This is a genomic window from Salinirubrum litoreum (genome assembly GCF_020567425.1).
Classification (GTDB): Archaea; Halobacteriota; Halobacteria; order Halobacteriales; family Haloferacaceae; genus Salinirubrum; species Salinirubrum litoreum.
In genome coordinates, this window is record NZ_JAJCVJ010000002.1 from 1,222,074 (window position 1) to 1,236,727 (window position 14,654).

The following is a 14,654-nucleotide window of genomic DNA, read 5'->3' on the forward strand; positions in this document are numbered from 1 at the left end:
CCTCGGAGTGACCCGTAGCCACGGTCGTTCGAGCGCTAGCCAGTCGTCTGCGCCGAGTCGTTCGTGAACACCGCCGCGAGCAGTCCAACGAGGGCGACGAGCAGGACGGGACCGACGACGAAGAGTCCCAACCCGAAGACGACGGCGACCGCGACGACGCCGACTGTGAACAGTCCGGTGACGGCGACGCCGACAGGACGGGGGGTCACGACACCGACCCCGGCCACGGCGACACAGAACGCGCCGAGCGCCGAGAACAGTACGAGTGCGTCGACCTCGGCCAGTCCGACGCTGTGGATCACCGTGCCGAAGAGCGGGACGGCGGCGACACCAGCGACTGCGGTCGCGGTCCGCTCCCGGCCGTCGTGGACGCCGACGATCCCGGCCACGCCGACGAACAGGCCGAGCAGTTGGAGCAGTCGCTCCGTGATCGGCGAGACGTCGATGCCACCGGCGGCGTAGGTCGTCAGTTCGTAGTGCTCACCGTTCTTCTCGACTGCGTACCGACCGTCTCCCCAGAACGTGGTGTCGCTGTAGGCGAACTCGGGTGGCTCGTTCGCCTCGCCACGAACGACGGCGGTCCCGTCGTCGCTGGCGAGTGCGCTGTCTATCGCCTGCCGTGCCTCGGGCGAGAGGTCGTCGTACTGCTGGACGGTCACGTCGGCGGGAATCTCGCGCTCGTCGATCTGCTCGATGTCGTGGACGTAGGTGGGCTGGTCCGCAGTCGGGAAGGCGACCAGCGGCGCGGCGACCAGCGGCACGGCCACGAGGAGGACGACGAGCGTAGCGAGACGGCGGTCCATCTGGTCGAGCGACGACCGTCTGCGGGATGTGTCTTGTGGCGAGAACAGCAGAGAGAATCGAGAGACGAACCGAGTCGGTCGCAGGTCAGTCGCTCTGGATGCGCGGCGCGAGCATGTACGTCACCTGTCCGAGTCCCTCGGCGAACTCGAAGTGAAGCTTCACCGGGAACTCTTCGCCGAGTTCCATCGTGACCTCGGCGTCGCTCGGGATCGCCTTGTTCATGTCCTTCAGGTAGTCGAGCGAGAACAGCGACTCGGCGGGGCCGACCTCGAGGTCGATCAGGTCAGCGCGGGTGAGTTCGAGGTCGACGTCGTCGGTGTCGCCCTCGGCCTCGATGTGGAACGTCTCCTCGCTCTCGTCGACGCGCAGCGCGATGTGGTCCGAGACCATGTTGGCGGCCTTGATCCCCCGGTCGAGGTGGGTCCCCTCCAGGACGATCTCGGCGGGCAGATCCAGGTCCGGGATGTCCGGTTCCTGCCGGATGGAGTCGGGGTCGATCAGCGCGAGGGTGTAGGAGAGGCCGTCGATGCGGATGTGGAGTTTGCGGGTCTCCTCGTCGAGTTCGAGGTGGACGAGGTCGCCGGCGTTGCCCATCCCGGCGATGTCCTCCAGTCGGGAGAGGTTGACGCCGATGACGCCGCCGTCGGCCTCGTAGGACTCGAAGGCCTCCGAGTCCAGTGAGAGGTCGACCATGCCGACGTTCGCGGGATCGACCGCCTGAATCGCCAGTCCGTCCTCGTTGAGTCGAATCTTACACTCCTCGACCAACACGCTGACCGAGTCGAGCGCGTCCCGGAGCGTCGCCGCGCTCACGATGGCCTTGAACATATACGACGACGTACGAAATCGCGGGTTAAAAAGTCACCCGTATCCTCCCGCGCGCGCCCGTTGCCCCGGTGTGGCACGACCCGAAGCACCGCCGGTTCAGCCGGGCCGAATCGCGTCCAACAGCCGACCGAACAGGCCCTTCTCCTCGGTCAGTGGTTCCCACAGCGCGAACGCCTCGGCGGTGTCCGCAGACGGACTCCGAACCAGTCGCTCCGCCTCGGGGACGACGACCGCGAGGTTCACCTCGTAGTGGCCGTAGTAGCCGTACTTCAGCAGGGTCCGGTCCTCGTGGTCGGCGACGAACGCGGCCACGTCGTCGGCGAGGTCCTCGGCGACGACGACGAAGGTCACGTCGGTACTGAAGTGTTCCTCGTCTGCGACGACGCGTTCGTCGGCGATTCGGTGCCCCAACTCGACCAGTCGCTCCAGATCCGCGACGGTCGGTCGGGCCAGACGCCGGACGAACAGGTACTCCTCGGACTCGTGGTGGCCGTACGACAGCGCCGGGTGGAAGAACTGCTTCTGGCTGTGGACCTCCAGCGTCCCTGTCATCGGGAACTGCTCGCCGTGGACGACCGTGTCGCGGTCGAGGTCGTAGTTGAACATCAGGCGGTCGGAGACCCGGTCGAGGTACTCGTCGTCCCAGTCGGGCACCTCGCCGAGTGGTTCGACGTCCTCGGGTATCTCCGGAGGGCGTTCGGTCCCGGACGTCCCCTCGTCCGTGGGGTCGGTCCCGTCCGGTGTGTCCGTGTTCCCGCTCATCCGTCCGTCTCCGGGTCGTAGACGACCGCGTCACCGGAGACGGGTGGCGCGCCGATAGCGAGGACCTGCACCGACTCGTCGGCGTCGGCCGGGTTGTACGCGCGCTGTGGACTCCCCGGGTCGACCGCGAACAGGTCCCCGGTCTCGACGGTGTACTCCTCGTCCGGCGTCTCGACGGCGAGCGTCCCCGAGAGCACGTAGAACACCTCCTCCTGTTCGTCGTGGTAGTGGTACGCGAGCGGCAGTTGTTCGCCCGGTTCCGCCGAGAAGCGGTTGATCGCCATCTGTGACAGGCCCGCCGGCTCACTCAGTCGGCGCAGCCGACAGGGCCGGTCCTCGGCGGGCGGCACCGCGTCGGCGTCCACGAGTCGGTATCCCATGTGTCGGCACACGACAAGGGCCGACAAAAACCCGTCGCGTGTCGTGGGTCGCGTCGACGGGGCGCACGGAGAGTCCTCACGACCCGGCGAGACCGCCGGGGACAAGGTTTAACAGGATCGTTGACCAACCGGCGTGCGAGATCGTACCATGGACAGTGACGAACGCGAGGCGTGTGGCCGGTGTGCCATGAGTTCCGTCGTCGACACCGCGATGGAGGGGACGGACGAGTCGGAACGCGCGACCCGCGATCCCTTCGCCGGCGAGCGAATCGAGGTCGACGAGGACGACCTCCGCCGGGTGTCGCCGTCGGCGTGGCTCGGCGGGTTGAAGCGTCGTATCGACGACGTAGCGACCCGGCTGACCTACGGCCGGTGACCCCGGTTCGTCGTGGGCGAGGGGACGGCCCGGACGTGAGTGACAACCACACACAGCGGAGACGTTTATACCGCTGACGCCCGTAACGGAGCATAACAGGGAGACATCGCATGGAAGAGAGCATCTCCGGATTCAAACTCCGTGGCTCGTGGGGCGACGCCGTCGAACACGGCGAACGCGTCACGCACGCACTACGGGAGGCCGGAGCAGACGGGGACGCGTTCGAGCAGTGGGACGAGTGGCGGCCGAAGTCCCACGAACGACTGAGCGTCGACGTGAGCGAGAAGACCGCAGAACAGGCCAGTGTCGCCGAGGGCGAGGGCGAGAAGGCCGGCAAGGAACCGGACGAGGACCTTCAGTCGGCCGGCGAGAAGCTGACGGAGTCGTACGAACACATCGAGGAGGGCGACAACGAGGGGGCCATCGAGAAGTGGCAAGACTCCATCGACTACGTCACCCGCGCCGCCGACTCCGCCGGCCGCAAGGCGGTCCGCGCGGTCGAGAACACGGTCTACCGGAAGGTGATGACCCAACTCGCGCCCTACTACTTCGACAACGAACTCGTCAGCGCGAACATCCAGAAGACGACCCGCAACGGCGGCGACCCGGAGTTCATCTTCGAGATCAACGTCAACGACGACGACCTGAAAGACGAGGTCTCCGAACGACTGGCGGAGTACGACGAGATCGACCGCTGGCACATCGACACCGAGAAGGAGACCGAGACGGCCGAAGCCGTCGAAGGCGTCGAACCGCCACCCTCCGAGACCGACGCGAAGTTCACGACGAACTGACCTCGCCGACGACACGGCCACAGCCCTTTTGCTACCAGCCCGCGATCCGGGTGATATGATGGGATCACGCGCCGAGATCGAGGCCGAGGACCTGTTGAAGATCGTCCTCGTGCTGGTCGTCATCTGGCTCGCGCTCGAAGTCCTCGGAGCCGCCGTGGGACTCGTCGGCGCGACGTTGGACGTGATATTCGGGCCGCTCAGTTCGCTGATCGCGCTGGTCGTGGTCGCGTTGATCGTCCTCTGGTTCTTCGACAAGATCTGACCGCGACCGACAGCCACAACTCGGCTGGGCGCGAGGATCGACCGTGTACAGTCTGAACGCCCGTGTTCCGCCCGCAGTCTCGCGGCTGGCGTCCGATCTCCACCCACGACTGACTCCCTTCGACCGGCTCCGGAGTCGCCACACGCTCGTCGCCAAACGCTTCGAGACCGACCGGTTCGCCCGCCTCCGCGAGCGACTGCGCGAGACGCTCCGTGGCACCCCCGCCTTCGAGGCGCAGGTCACCGGCGTCGACTACTTCGAGCACCCACCGCGGGGGAGCGGTCCGGTGGTCTACCTCGCGGTCGAGAGTCCGGGGCTGCGTGACCTCCACGAGACGCTGGTCGCCGAGTTCGGCGCGGTGGACGAGTTGGAGGGGCCCGACTACGTGCCGCACGTCACGCTGGCGCGCGGCGGGTCGGTGGCCGACGCGGAGCGACTGGTCGCCGAGGGGGTCGACCCGGTGACGTGGACGGTCTCGCAGGTGCAGGTGTGGGACGCCCGGCACCGGGAGGCGGCGGCGCGGATCTCGCTGCCGGCGTAGCACCCCGTCGCATCGCTCTCGGTGTGCAGTCGGCGGAGACGGTGGCGTCGCTCCCACCGCGTCACGCGAAAGAGAATCGAGTCTGTGTGCCGGTTCAGAAGGTCTCGAGGTAGCGGTCGAGTTCCCACTGGGAGACGTCGACGCGGTACTCGTCGTACTCCTGGGACTTCGCCTCGACGAACTTCTCGTAGACGTGCTCGCCCAGTGCGTCGGCGACGACTTCGTCGGCCTGGAGTGCCTCGATGGCCTCCCCGAGGTTCGACGGGAGCGTCTCGATGCCGTACTCGGCACGCTTCTCCTCGTCGAACTCGTAGATGTTCTCTCTGACGGGGTCGTCGCACTCGAGGTCGTTCTCGATGCCGTCCAGCCCGGCGTGGATGAGCGCCGCGAAGGCGAGGTACGGGTTACACGACGGGTCCGGGAAGCGAGCCTCGATACGGCTGGCGGCCGGGACACGCGCGGCCGGCTTGCGGATGAGTGCCGACCGGTTGCGGTCGGACCAGGCGACGTACACCGGGGCCTCGTAGCCCGGCACGAGTCGCTTGTAGCTGTTCACGGTCGGGTTCGTCACGGCCGCGAGTGCCGGCGCGTGTGCGAGGATGCCGGCGGTGAACTGCTTTGCCGTCTCGCTCAGGTTGAACTCGTCGTCCTCGTCGTGGAAGGCGTTCTCGCCGTCCTGGAACAGCGAGATGTGGGTGTGCATCCCGGAGCCGTTGATGCGCGGGATCGGCTTCGGCATGAACGTCGCGTGCAGGTCGTGTTCGGCCGCGATGGCGCGGACGACAGACCGGAAGGTGGCGACGTTGTCGGCGGTGGCCAGCGCGTCGTCGTAGGTGAAGTTGATCTCGTGTTGCCCCTGTGCGACCTCGTGGTGGCTGGCCTCCACGTCGAAGCCCATGTCCTCCAGGCCGAAGATGATGTCACGACGCACGTCCTGTGCGAGGTCCTTCGGCGCGAGGTCGAAGTAGCCGCCGGCGTCGTTCGTCTTCGTCGTGGCGCGCCCGTCCTCGTCGTGCTCGAAGAGGAAGAACTCCGGTTCCGGGGCGGCGTTGACGTCGTAGCCCATCTCCTCGGCGCGTTCGAGTGCGCTCTTGAGGACGCCACGCGGGTCGCCCGAGAACGGTTCGCCGGTCGAGGTGTCCATCACGTCACAGATGAGTCGTGCGGCCGCGCTGTCCTCGCTCTTGCGCCACGGGAGGACCGCGAAGGTGTCGGGGTCCGGCTTCAGCCGCATGTCGGACTCCTGGATACGGACGAAGCCGTCGATAGACGAACCGTCGAAGTAGATGCCCTCGGTGAACGCCTTCTCGGCCTGCGAGGCCGGGATGGAGACGTTCTTGACCGTCCCGAGGATGTCCGTGAACTGGAGTCGGAGGAAGTCGATGTTCTGCTCGTCGATCTCGTCGAGAACCGCCTGCTCGGTGGCACTCAGACCACCATCTGGTGCTTTCTGGTTGTCCGTCATGCTTGACAGTGTAGCCGTTCACTGCCAGTATAAAGACCTTATCGCTTAGTGCAAAGCCTATTTGCTAGGCCCTGAAACTGGATGTTCGTAAAGTTCTTGTGGGGTGCCCGAGTGTCTCGGTGTAATGACGTACGAAAACCTCGACGCGAAGCTGATCAACGCCCTGCTGGGAGACGGTCGTGCGAGTCTCCGGAGCCTCGCAGAAGAACTGGACGTCTCCGTGACGACGGTGTCGAACCACCTCCGCGACCTCGAAGACGAGGGCGTCATCGAGGGGTACACCCCGCGCGTGAACTACGACGCGTTGGGCTACGACGTGACCGCCGTGATCCAGTTGAAAGTCGAGGGGAGCGCCCTGCCGGACATCACCGACCGTCTGCAGGACGAGAAACAGATGATCTCGGTCTACGAGGTGACCGGCGACTACGACATCATCGCCATCGGCAAGTTCAAAGACACCGACGGGATGAACGAGCAGATCAAGTCACTGCTCACGGACGCTGACATCCGCGAGTCGAACACCAGCGTCGTCCTGAACGCCGTCGTCGAGAACGAGCAGTTCGAACTCGACGCAGGCGACGCCTGAGCCGGCCCAGACAGTTCTCGACTGCGTTACACTGTGAGTGACGACGCCTGCACCGACAGCACCGACGACAGCGATAGCACCGACACCGACACCAGCGACCGAATCGACGAGACCGACAGCGACTACCGCGCCACGCCTTCCGGCAACTCGTCTTCCTCCAGGTCGTTCACCGACAGCCCGGTCGTCACCAGCAGACGAATCCCACGCCGGACCGACATATCGACCTCGTACACGTCGTCGGCCGGCAGCATCACCAGCGCGCCGGCAGTCGGGTTCGGACTGTTCGGGACGAAGACGTTCACGGCCTCGCTGTCGGCGACCTGCCGCACCTGCCGGGGACTCTCGTTCGTCACGAAGCCGATCGAGAACAGCCCTTCGCGGGGGAACTCCACGAGGACGACGCTCTCGTACCGCGAGTTCCGCTCGGTCAGGGACTCGGCGACCTGCCGGACGCCGAAGTAGACCGTGCGGACGACCGGGACGAGTTCGACCCCGCGCTCGAAACTCCCGAACAGTCGCCGGCCGAAGTCCCGCGAGGCGAGGTCGCCGACGACGACGATGACGAGGACGATGAGCACCGCCGAGACGACCTGCGCGACGAAGAGGAGTTCACCGTCGTAGCCGAGCGACGCCCGCAGTTCCGGTTCGATCCTGAGAACGAGCGGTCGGATGATCGGCGTCACGCGATTGAACACGAACTGGAGCACGAACACCGTCACCGCCAGCGGCAGGAGGAGGAGCATGCCGGCGAGGAAACTGTTCCGGAGCCGAGTGATCGGTCGCATCGCTCGCAACTGGCTCCGGTGGGGCGATAAGCGTTCGGGACCGACCGGTCGTCGGCCACACGCTCGGTGCCCGACCTCGACCCGTTTCAGAACTGAGAGACACAACGGTTTTGCACACCCCACCCCGACCACTGTCTATGTTCACTGGTATCGTCGAAGGCACCGGCACGGTCGTCACGGCGACGGACGACGAGGGCGGCAGACGCCTCCGGATCGCCGCCGACGGACTCGACGACCTGCACCACGGCCAGTCGATCAGCGTCAGCGGCGTCTGTCTCACGGTCGAGCGCTTCGGCCACGACGCCGAGAACGACCTTCCCGCCGACGCGAGCGACTGGTTCGAGGTGTTCCTCGCGGGTGAGACCGTCGCGAAGACCTACCTCGGCGACGTACAGGCGGGCGACACGGTCAACGTCGAACGCGCTCTCGCGGCCGACGGCCGGTTCGACGGGCACGTCGTGCAGGGCCACGTCGACGGCACGACCGAAGTGACAGAGATCGAACGCGTCGGCGACGACTGGTACTTCGAGTTCGACCTGCCGACCGATCTCGCGCGCTACGTCGTCCAGAAGGGGTCGATCACGCTCGACGGCATCAGCCTCACCGTGGCGGATCGCCGAGAGTCGGGCTTCGCGGTCGCCATCATCCCGACGACCTACGAACTGACGACGCTCTCGGAGAAGTCGGTCGGCGACCCGGTCCACGTCGAGGTGGACGTGATCGCGAAGTACGTCGAGAACATGATCGAGGGCTACCGCGAGCGCATCGTCGAGGACGACGTGGAGACGGCCGAAGAAGCGTCGCCGGCACCGACGCAGTAGCGACCCGCACCGTTCCTGTCGTCTCCGGGTCCTCAGTCGATGACGAGGTCGCCGTCGCCGGTCGCGTCCTCGTCCCACTCCAACTCGAACTCGACTTCGATCTCCGCGTCGCCGCCCGACGCCGAGGTCTCGCGTTCGACCTCGACCTCGAACTCCACGCGGCCCGGCGGCGCGAGCGTCACCGACTCCTCGCCGGATTCGAGGGTGAACCCCTCGCCGGCCGCCAGTTTGTCTGCGACCGTCCGGAGGTACTCTGCGACCTCTGCCGTGCTCATGTCCCGCTCGAAGGTGAATATCGTCTCTTCTGGCATCGCTCGGCCTACGACGTGAGGGGTAATGAGTCTGTGTCGCCGGGAGTGGAGACGGAGAGTCGTAGTCCGACCGCGACCGACGTGGTCTCAGTCGGCCAGCGCGTCCAGCCGGAACTCGAAGGCCGCGACCGGCAGTTCGAGGTCGTGTTCCACGAGGACGGCCGGATGGAGTTCTCCAAGGACGCCGACCGACTCGCCGTCGATCACGACCTCGGCACACCGGCCGTCGAGGAACGACGGGTGGTCGGTCGCCGGCGTCTCGAGGTCGACGCCGAAGTCACGACAGAGCGCGGCGAGGCGACCCTTCGCGTCTTCGTAGGTCGCGTCGGTCCGCGCGAGGACGCCCGCGACGTGGCGGGCCTCCGCGACGCCGGTGTTCTCCGACTCGTCGCGCTCTGCGGCGAGTCCGATCTCCGCTAAGTCCTGCGGGTACGCACGGTGGGTGTTGTTCTCCAGGACCATCGTCAGCGACGGGAGCGCCCAGGTCCGAAGCTGGGTGTACTCGTCGCTGTACGGTTCGGTGATCGCCACCGGGTCGCCGCCGCCGAGGATGTCCGTCCCCGGTTCGACGCCCATCCGGTCGTAGTTCTCGGTGTCGGCGATCATGTGGAAGTTCAGCAGGTCCTCGAAGCCCAGCCCGACGAGACTCCGCCGGACCGCGTCTTCCAGCCGGGATCGCTCGTGGCGACCGCCGATGGTGCCGATCTCGGGGTAGCTGGGGACCAGGGTGTTGAAGCCGTAGGCACGACCGACGTCGTCGATCAGGTCCAGCGGGTGGAGCACGTCGGTCCGGTACGGCGGGATCGACACCTCGTAGACGGCCTCGTTGGCGTCGATCTCCTCGGGTGCCGGGCGGGTCGCCGCGTCGGTCTCGCGGGTCGTGTCCTGCTCCTCGTCGGTCGGCGCGAGGCGGGCGTCCAGCCCCGAGCGCTCGAACAGGTCGACCGTCTCGCGGATGTCCAGTTCGACGCCGAGCATCGACTCGATGCGCTCGTGGGCGACCGCCTTCGTCCGCACCTCGAAGTCCGGCCGGTCCAGCGTGCGGTCGGGGTACTCGACCTCGACGCGTTCGACCGTCGCGCCGCGTGCGTCCAGCGCGTAGCAGATGATCGCACACATCCGGTCGATGGTCCACTGGTCGGTGCCGGTGAGTTCGACGAACAGTTCACGCGAGTCGGTCGAGACCTCGGTCCGGCGACCGTTGATGACCGGCGGGAACGAGAACAGGCCGAGTTCGTCGTAGATCGCCGGATAGCGGTCGTAGCTCTCGACGATGTCGGCGTAGGTCTCGCCGGTCGGGTGGTCGGTCAGCACCTCGGCGGGCGTCATCTCCCGGTCGGAATCGAGGGGGACGAACGTGTCGCCGTCGGGGTCGACGCCCCGGTAGGTGATGGAGTTCGACGCCCCCTCCTGTAAGACCGCGCCCTTCAGCATCGTCAGGTCGTGGATGCCGATTGCACCCTTCGCCCGCTTGCGCCCCATCGTCGCGTGGAGTTTCTCCTGCAACTGGATCAGCGAGTCGAGGCCGGCCTCGTCCAAGTCGACGCCGCGGATCACCGCGCCGGTGACGTACGGGCGCTCCTCGGGGACCGACTCGTCGACCTCGATGGTCCAGTCCGGATCGTTCGCGTTCGGGACGTAGACGCCCCGGTCGTCGCCGTACTGGTAGCGCAGGGAGCGCGCCACACCCTCCACGGAGAGGCGGTCGAGGCGGTCGGGGCCGAATTCGAGTTGCATCAGGCCCTCCTCGGTGTCGCCCTCGTACTCCAGGCCGAGCGCGAACAGGTCGTCTTTCAGTTCGTCGTCGCTCTTCTCCTCGTGGCCCGTGAGTCGGCGGAGTTCGTCGGGGTCGACGTCGACGACGGGCATCAGTGCAGCACCTCCGTCTCCCGCAGGAGGTCGAGATCACACAACGTCCCGTGGACGTCGCGGATGTCCTCGAAGCCGTACATCAGCATGAGTAGACGCTCTAAGGCGAGTCCCCACGCCATCACGTCGCACTCGACGCCGAGCGGTTCCAGCACCTCGTCGCGGAACATCCCGGAGTTGCCGATCTCGATCAACTCTCCTGTCTCGGGGTGGTGGCCGAACAGTTCGAAGCTCGGCTCGGTGTACGGGTTGTAGTGCGGCTTGAACTGCAGGTCGGTGATGCCGAACTGGCGGTAGAACTCCTCGAAGGTGCCCATCAGGTCCCTGACGGAGAGATCCTCGGCCATCACCCACCCCTCGATCTGGAAGAACTCCAGCAGGTGGGTCGCGTCCAGCGTGTCGTTCCGGTACACCTTCTCGACCGAGAAGCACCGTTTCGGCTCCTCCAACTCGCCGATCTGGTGGCCGGAGAGGTACCGCATCGACAGCGAGGTGGTGTGGCCGCGCAGGGCGATCTCGCGGGCGAAGTCCTCCGACCACGGCGAGTGGTAGCCGTCGCCGTCCGGGCCGACGCCGTTCCGGTGGGCGTCCTCCACTCTGTCCAGCAGGTCTTCGGGCAGGTCCTGCATGGGCGGCGTGTCCAGCACGAACCGGTCCCAGTGCGTGCGGGCAGGGTGGTCCTGCGGCATGAACAGACAGTCGTTGATCCAGAAGTCCGCGTCGGCGTGTGGCCCCTCCATCTCCTCGAAGCCCATCCCGACGAGTACGTCCTTCACGCGGTCGGCGGTCTGCCGGAGGATGTGGGTCTTGCCGCCCCGCTGTTCGGGGGCGTCCGCCTCGACGTTGTACTCGGTGAACTCCACGTCGCGCCACTCGCCGGAGGTGAGCAGTTCCGGCGTGAGGCGGTCGACCGTCTCGGCCGTCTCGATCCCCTCCATCATCGCGGTGACGCCCGCGTCCGTGAGCGTCACCGATCGGACCGTCGTCTCGTCGCGGTCGACGAGGCCACGCCGTGCCAACTGGGCCAGCACGTCCTCGTCGTCCACCGACTGGCCGGCGTCCAGCGACGCGAGGGCGTCGGCCTCGGGGTCGGCCTCGGGGTCGGCGTCCGGGTCGGCGGTGATCTCACCGGAGTCGATCGTGCCGTACCCCTTCCGGGCGTAGTTCGACAGGGCGATGTCCACCGCCCCGCCCCCAAGACCGGACGCGCCGATGACCTGTCCCATCGATGCCGGGTCGTCGTCGGCCCCGGCGTCGAGTGCGGCCCGGTAGAGCCGAACTTCGGGGAGGCCGTCCGCGAGATACTCGTACCCCTCGTCGGTGACTGTCGCGGTCGTCTCGGTCGTCTCGGCCACGCTCAGCAGGCCCTCGTCGGCCAGTTCCGTGACCGCGCCGTACACCGTCGCGGGGTCCGTGTCGGTCTCGTCTGCTACCTCGGCTATCGTCTTCTCGTCTGTCGCGCTGGCGGCGCGGAGTACCGCCGCCTGTGTCTGTGGAAGCTTCATGTGATTTTGTCGTGTCTCGTGGTCGCTCGGCAGGTAACTGTACCGAAGTTGCGGAGTCGGCGGGGTCGCGGGTCGGCGGCGGCCGCAGGCCGACGCCGCACCGAACCGACTCCGGCGGCCGGAGGGGTCGGTTTCGACCGGGCGTGACCGGTGAGTCGCGCCCGGCGTCCGCCGACCTCACCGCGCCGGGAAGAAGAAGCCGAACCCGTGGGTGGTCGGTTCGCGGGCCACACTGCCGGACGCGTCGGGTTCGGGCGTCATACGCCGACGTGTGCGAGGCGCGGTGAAAAGCGTTTCCGTGCGGGACCGGAACACACCGTGGTCTCCTGTCGGCCCCATCGACTGGTGTCGCCGAGCCGGACGACTGAGAGACACTCTCTCGCACGAAACGTCGTCTCACGTAGCAGTTCACGTTCTCTGCGCGCGTAGCAGTGGTATGGCTTCCAACAGACTCGTCAACGCACTCGTCGGCGCGGTCGTGACCGTCGTCACGTCGTTCGTCCCGCTGTCCCCCGTTCTCGGCGGCGGCGTCGCGGGCTACCTCCAGCGCGGCGACACCCGCGAGGGTGCCACCGTCGGCGCGATCTCGGGCTTGCTCGTGGCGATCCCGCTGGCGATCCTCGGGACGCTCGTCGCCGCGCTCTTCACCATCGTCCCCGAGGGCGGCGGCGGGGGCCTCCTGTTCGCGTTCGTCTTCCTGGCGATCCTGCTCGTGTCGTCGGTGTACAGCGTCGCGTTCTCGGCGCTCGGCGGTGTGCTGGGTGCGTATCTCGCGCGGGAGTACCGGGGTGACGAGGACGACGAGTTCGGTGAGAGATCGGTCGGTGGCGACGTGGGCGGCGAGAACGGCGACGCGGTCGACGCGACCTCTTCGACTGTGAAGTAACCGATCCGGTTTCTCAGCCCTCAGTTTCGCTTCCGGTCCGAGTCGAAGCTGATGTCCAACTCGTCGATGTACTCCTCGACTTCCGCGCGCTTCTCCTGATGCTCTTCTAAGAACTCCTCCATCAGCGTCGCGGCCTGCTCCTTGCAGTCGCCACAGAGTCGCTCGCCGCCGACACACTCGTCGTACACCTTCTCGGCGAACTCGTCGTCGTCGCCCGCCAAGAGGTAGGCGTACAACTCGTAGACCGGACACTCGTCGGCCTTGCCGCCCAATTCGCGCTGTTCCTCGGCGGTGCTCCGTCCGCCGGTCGTGGCGGACTTCACCTTGTCGTACCCCTCCTCGGGGTCGTCCAGCAGGCTGATGTGACTCGCCGGGATCGAGGAGGACATCTTCCCGCCCGTCAGGCCGGTCATGAACCGGTGGTAGATCGAGGAGGGGGCGACGAAGCCGTAGCCGCCGTTGTCCACCTCGACCTCGCGGGCCAGTTCTTCGGCGTCCTCCGCAGAGAGGTCGAACGAGTCGACGTGGTTCTCGTACCGGCGCTTCTCGCCGTCGATCGCCTCCACGAGCGCCTCGAAGGCCTCGTCGGTCGCGTCGCGGTTCAGGAACCGGACGCGGGGCCGGAGGGGTTCCATGCCGGCGTTGTCGAGCTTTTCGACCGCCGAGTCGCGGGCGTCGGCGACAGCCTCAACCTCGGCGTCGTACTCTGTCAACCACTCGCCGGCCTCCTCACACCGGGGCGTCTCCGGGTCCTCGGCGAACGCCTCGCGGGCGTCGTACGCCTGCGCGACGAGTGCACGCTCGTCGGCGTCCAGTTCCTGACTGAAGTACGCCTCTGTCACTTTGAAGAAGCGCATGCGGGCCGCCAGATCGCGGGCCAGTCGGACGTGCGGGTCCTGGTCCGGTCCGACCGGGATGACGGTCGGCTTCGGTTCGTCCAGTTGTGGGTAGAGGATGTCGGCCATCTGCGTGACGACCGACTGCATGTGCGAGACGTCGGTCTCGCCGTCGAAGCCGTAGATGGCCCCCAGTTCGGAGGCGTTCGCCTTCGCGCCCAACTCGAAGGCGAGGTCCTGCACCTCGCGGTTGTCCGACTGGCGGTACAGCGTCCCCGCCTCGGGGTCGAAGCCGAGTGCGAGCAGACTGACGATGTAGTTGCGCGCGTGTTCGTCGATCTCGTCCCACGTCAGGCCCCGGGCGGCGTGGGCCTCCAGATCGGCGATCAGGCCGTAGGCGTCGCCACCCTGCTCCTGGTGCCAGATGATCTCGTCGAAGACGAGTTTGTGACCGATGTGGGGGTCGCCGGTCGGCATGAACCCCGAGAGGGCCGCGAAGTCGTCGCCCTCGCGCATCGCCCGGGCGACCGGGCCGTAGTCGCGGTGGCCGAAGATGACGCCCCGGCGCATCAGGTAGTGCGGGTTCGGCACGTCCGGCAGGAGGTGATCGAACTCCTCGATGCCGAACTGCTCGAACAGTTTGCGGTAGTCGGAGACGGTCGAGGACCCCCACGGATCGAGGGTCACGTCGTCCGCTCCCGTCGCTGTGCCCCCGTCCGTGCGTGTGTCCGTCGCCGGATCGCCGTCTCGTGACATCGAACTACTCTCCTGTGGACGCGGTTCGCGCAAAAAACGTTCGTTTCCCTCGGGTCGTGCCGCGAGTCGGCGGATCGACGGCGGCGT

Annotated in this window: 17 protein-coding genes; 7 read left to right on the top strand and 10 right to left on the bottom strand. The window is 66.8% G+C overall.

Features of this window, described 5'->3' with window-relative positions; translation table 11 throughout:
• Nucleotides 1-35: 35 nt before the first annotated feature.
• The 4 genes from LI337_RS14670 to LI337_RS14685 form a co-directional block, all read right to left on the bottom strand.
• Nucleotides 36-803: a DUF7979 domain-containing protein gene (locus LI337_RS14670; RefSeq protein WP_227230633.1), complete on the bottom strand. Its 768-nt coding sequence runs from the start codon at nt 801-803 to the stop codon at nt 36-38.
• 85 nt (nt 804-888) lie between these two features.
• The gene (locus tag LI337_RS14675) at nt 889-1,632 is read right to left on the bottom strand and encodes a DNA polymerase sliding clamp (RefSeq protein ID WP_227230634.1); all 744 of its coding nucleotides are present in this window, start codon (nt 1,630-1,632) and stop codon (nt 889-891) included.
• Nucleotides 1,633-1,728: 96 nt separating this feature from the next.
• The gene (locus LI337_RS14680; protein ID WP_227230635.1) at nt 1,729-2,394 is read right to left on the bottom strand and encodes a DUF8052 family protein; all 666 of its coding nucleotides are present in this window, start codon (nt 2,392-2,394) and stop codon (nt 1,729-1,731) included.
• Complete coding sequence (locus tag LI337_RS14685; protein WP_227230636.1) at nt 2,391-2,774, bottom strand: cupin domain-containing protein; 384 nt, start codon at nt 2,772-2,774, stop codon at nt 2,391-2,393. Before LI337_RS14685 ends, LI337_RS14680 begins: the two co-directional genes overlap by 4 nt.
• Before the next feature lie 148 nt (nt 2,775-2,922).
• Between LI337_RS14685 and LI337_RS14690 the strand changes: the two genes are divergently transcribed.
• The 4 genes from LI337_RS14690 (at nt 2,923) to LI337_RS14705 (ending at nt 4,747) form a co-directional block, all read left to right on the top strand.
• Nucleotides 2,923-3,150 (top strand): DUF8007 family protein, encoded by a 228-nt coding sequence (locus LI337_RS14690; protein ID WP_227230637.1) that lies wholly within the window; start codon nt 2,923-2,925, stop codon nt 3,148-3,150.
• A 110-nt stretch (nt 3,151-3,260) separates the two neighbouring features.
• A complete protein-coding gene (locus LI337_RS14695; protein WP_227230638.1) occupies nt 3,261-3,944 on the top strand; it encodes a DUF5828 family protein in 684 nt (227 codons plus the stop codon).
• 55 nt (nt 3,945-3,999) lie between these two features.
• Nucleotides 4,000-4,206: a DUF7554 family protein gene (locus LI337_RS14700; RefSeq protein ID WP_227230639.1), complete on the top strand. Its 207-nt coding sequence runs from the start codon at nt 4,000-4,002 to the stop codon at nt 4,204-4,206.
• Nucleotides 4,207-4,249: 43 nt separating this feature from the next.
• Nucleotides 4,250-4,747, top strand: coding sequence for a 2'-5' RNA ligase family protein (locus tag LI337_RS14705; protein ID WP_227230640.1), 498 nt, complete (start codon nt 4,250-4,252; stop codon nt 4,745-4,747).
• 94 nt (nt 4,748-4,841) lie between these two features.
• On the opposite strand, the gene glnA is transcribed toward LI337_RS14705, so the two are convergent.
• Nucleotides 4,842-6,212, bottom strand: a complete 1,371-nt coding sequence (glnA, locus tag LI337_RS14710) for a type I glutamate--ammonia ligase (RefSeq protein ID WP_227230641.1) — start codon at nt 6,210-6,212, stop codon at nt 4,842-4,844.
• Nucleotides 6,213-6,336: 124 nt separating this feature from the next.
• On the opposite strand from glnA, the gene lrp reads away from it, so the two are divergent.
• Nucleotides 6,337-6,798 (top strand): HTH-type transcriptional regulator Lrp, encoded by a 462-nt coding sequence (gene lrp / locus LI337_RS14715; protein ID WP_227230642.1) that lies wholly within the window; start codon nt 6,337-6,339, stop codon nt 6,796-6,798.
• A 122-nt stretch (nt 6,799-6,920) separates the two neighbouring features.
• Here lrp and LI337_RS14720 read toward each other — a convergent pair whose 3' ends face one another.
• Nucleotides 6,921-7,583, bottom strand: coding sequence for a DUF502 domain-containing protein (locus LI337_RS14720; RefSeq protein ID WP_227230643.1), 663 nt, complete (start codon nt 7,581-7,583; stop codon nt 6,921-6,923).
• Nucleotides 7,584-7,720: 137 nt separating this feature from the next.
• Here LI337_RS14720 and LI337_RS14725 point away from each other — a divergent pair, with 137 nt between their 5' ends.
• Entirely contained in the window at nt 7,721-8,404 is a 684-nt protein-coding gene (locus LI337_RS14725) for a riboflavin synthase (RefSeq protein ID WP_227230644.1), read from the top strand.
• A gap of 32 nt (nt 8,405-8,436) precedes the next feature.
• On the opposite strand, the gene LI337_RS14730 is transcribed toward LI337_RS14725, so the two are convergent.
• From LI337_RS14730 to pheS, 3 genes are all read right to left on the bottom strand, one after another.
• Nucleotides 8,437-8,715, bottom strand: a complete 279-nt coding sequence (locus LI337_RS14730; protein ID WP_227230645.1) for an amphi-Trp domain-containing protein — start codon at nt 8,713-8,715, stop codon at nt 8,437-8,439.
• Nucleotides 8,716-8,802: 87 nt separating this feature from the next.
• On the bottom strand, nt 8,803-10,584 hold the full coding sequence (locus LI337_RS14735; RefSeq protein ID WP_227230646.1) for a phenylalanine--tRNA ligase beta subunit-related protein: 1,782 nt from the start codon (nt 10,582-10,584) through the stop codon (nt 8,803-8,805).
• A complete protein-coding gene (gene pheS / locus LI337_RS14740) occupies nt 10,584-12,089 on the bottom strand; it encodes a phenylalanine--tRNA ligase subunit alpha (RefSeq protein ID WP_227230647.1) in 1,506 nt (501 codons plus the stop codon). Before pheS ends, LI337_RS14735 begins: the two co-directional genes overlap by 1 nt.
• A gap of 436 nt (nt 12,090-12,525) precedes the next feature.
• Here pheS and LI337_RS14745 point away from each other — a divergent pair, with 436 nt between their 5' ends.
• Nucleotides 12,526-12,975, top strand: a complete 450-nt coding sequence (locus LI337_RS14745; protein ID WP_227230648.1) for a DUF5518 domain-containing protein — start codon at nt 12,526-12,528, stop codon at nt 12,973-12,975.
• Between the two features lie 20 nt (nt 12,976-12,995).
• Here the strand turns inward: LI337_RS14745 and LI337_RS14750 are convergent, their stop codons facing one another.
• Nucleotides 12,996-14,567 (bottom strand): tryptophan--tRNA ligase, encoded by a 1,572-nt coding sequence (locus tag LI337_RS14750; protein WP_227230649.1) that lies wholly within the window; start codon nt 14,565-14,567, stop codon nt 12,996-12,998.
• Nucleotides 14,568-14,654 lie beyond the last annotated feature (87 nt).

What these genes read in the sequence shown, in the direction of transcription:
- LI337_RS14670 (WP_227230633.1), bottom strand. Translation starts at nt 803, where the DNA reads ATGGACCGCCGTCTCGCTACGCTCGTCGTCCTCCTCGTGGCCGTGCCG.
- LI337_RS14675 (WP_227230634.1), bottom strand. Translation starts at nt 1,632, where the DNA reads ATGTTCAAGGCCATCGTGAGCGCGGCGACGCTCCGGGACGCGCTCGAC.
- LI337_RS14680 (WP_227230635.1), bottom strand. Translation starts at nt 2,394, where the DNA reads ATGAGCGGGAACACGGACACACCGGACGGGACCGACCCCACGGACGAG.
- LI337_RS14685 (WP_227230636.1), bottom strand. Translation starts at nt 2,774, where the DNA reads ATGGGATACCGACTCGTGGACGCCGACGCGGTGCCGCCCGCCGAGGAC.
- LI337_RS14690 (WP_227230637.1), top strand. Translation starts at nt 2,923, where the DNA reads ATGGACAGTGACGAACGCGAGGCGTGTGGCCGGTGTGCCATGAGTTCC.
- LI337_RS14695 (WP_227230638.1), top strand. Translation starts at nt 3,261, where the DNA reads ATGGAAGAGAGCATCTCCGGATTCAAACTCCGTGGCTCGTGGGGCGAC.
- LI337_RS14700 (WP_227230639.1), top strand. Translation starts at nt 4,000, where the DNA reads ATGATGGGATCACGCGCCGAGATCGAGGCCGAGGACCTGTTGAAGATC.
- glnA (WP_227230641.1), bottom strand. Translation starts at nt 6,212, where the DNA reads ATGACGGACAACCAGAAAGCACCAGATGGTGGTCTGAGTGCCACCGAG.
- lrp (WP_227230642.1), top strand. Translation starts at nt 6,337, where the DNA reads ATGACGTACGAAAACCTCGACGCGAAGCTGATCAACGCCCTGCTGGGA.
- LI337_RS14720 (WP_227230643.1), bottom strand. Translation starts at nt 7,583, where the DNA reads ATGCGACCGATCACTCGGCTCCGGAACAGTTTCCTCGCCGGCATGCTC.
- LI337_RS14725 (WP_227230644.1), top strand. Translation starts at nt 7,721, where the DNA reads ATGTTCACTGGTATCGTCGAAGGCACCGGCACGGTCGTCACGGCGACG.
- LI337_RS14730 (WP_227230645.1), bottom strand. Translation starts at nt 8,715, where the DNA reads ATGCCAGAAGAGACGATATTCACCTTCGAGCGGGACATGAGCACGGCA.
- LI337_RS14735 (WP_227230646.1), bottom strand. Translation starts at nt 10,584, where the DNA reads ATGCCCGTCGTCGACGTCGACCCCGACGAACTCCGCCGACTCACGGGC.
- pheS (WP_227230647.1), bottom strand. Translation starts at nt 12,089, where the DNA reads ATGAAGCTTCCACAGACACAGGCGGCGGTACTCCGCGCCGCCAGCGCG.
- LI337_RS14745 (WP_227230648.1), top strand. Translation starts at nt 12,526, where the DNA reads ATGGCTTCCAACAGACTCGTCAACGCACTCGTCGGCGCGGTCGTGACC.
- LI337_RS14750 (WP_227230649.1), bottom strand. Translation starts at nt 14,567, where the DNA reads ATGTCACGAGACGGCGATCCGGCGACGGACACACGCACGGACGGGGGC.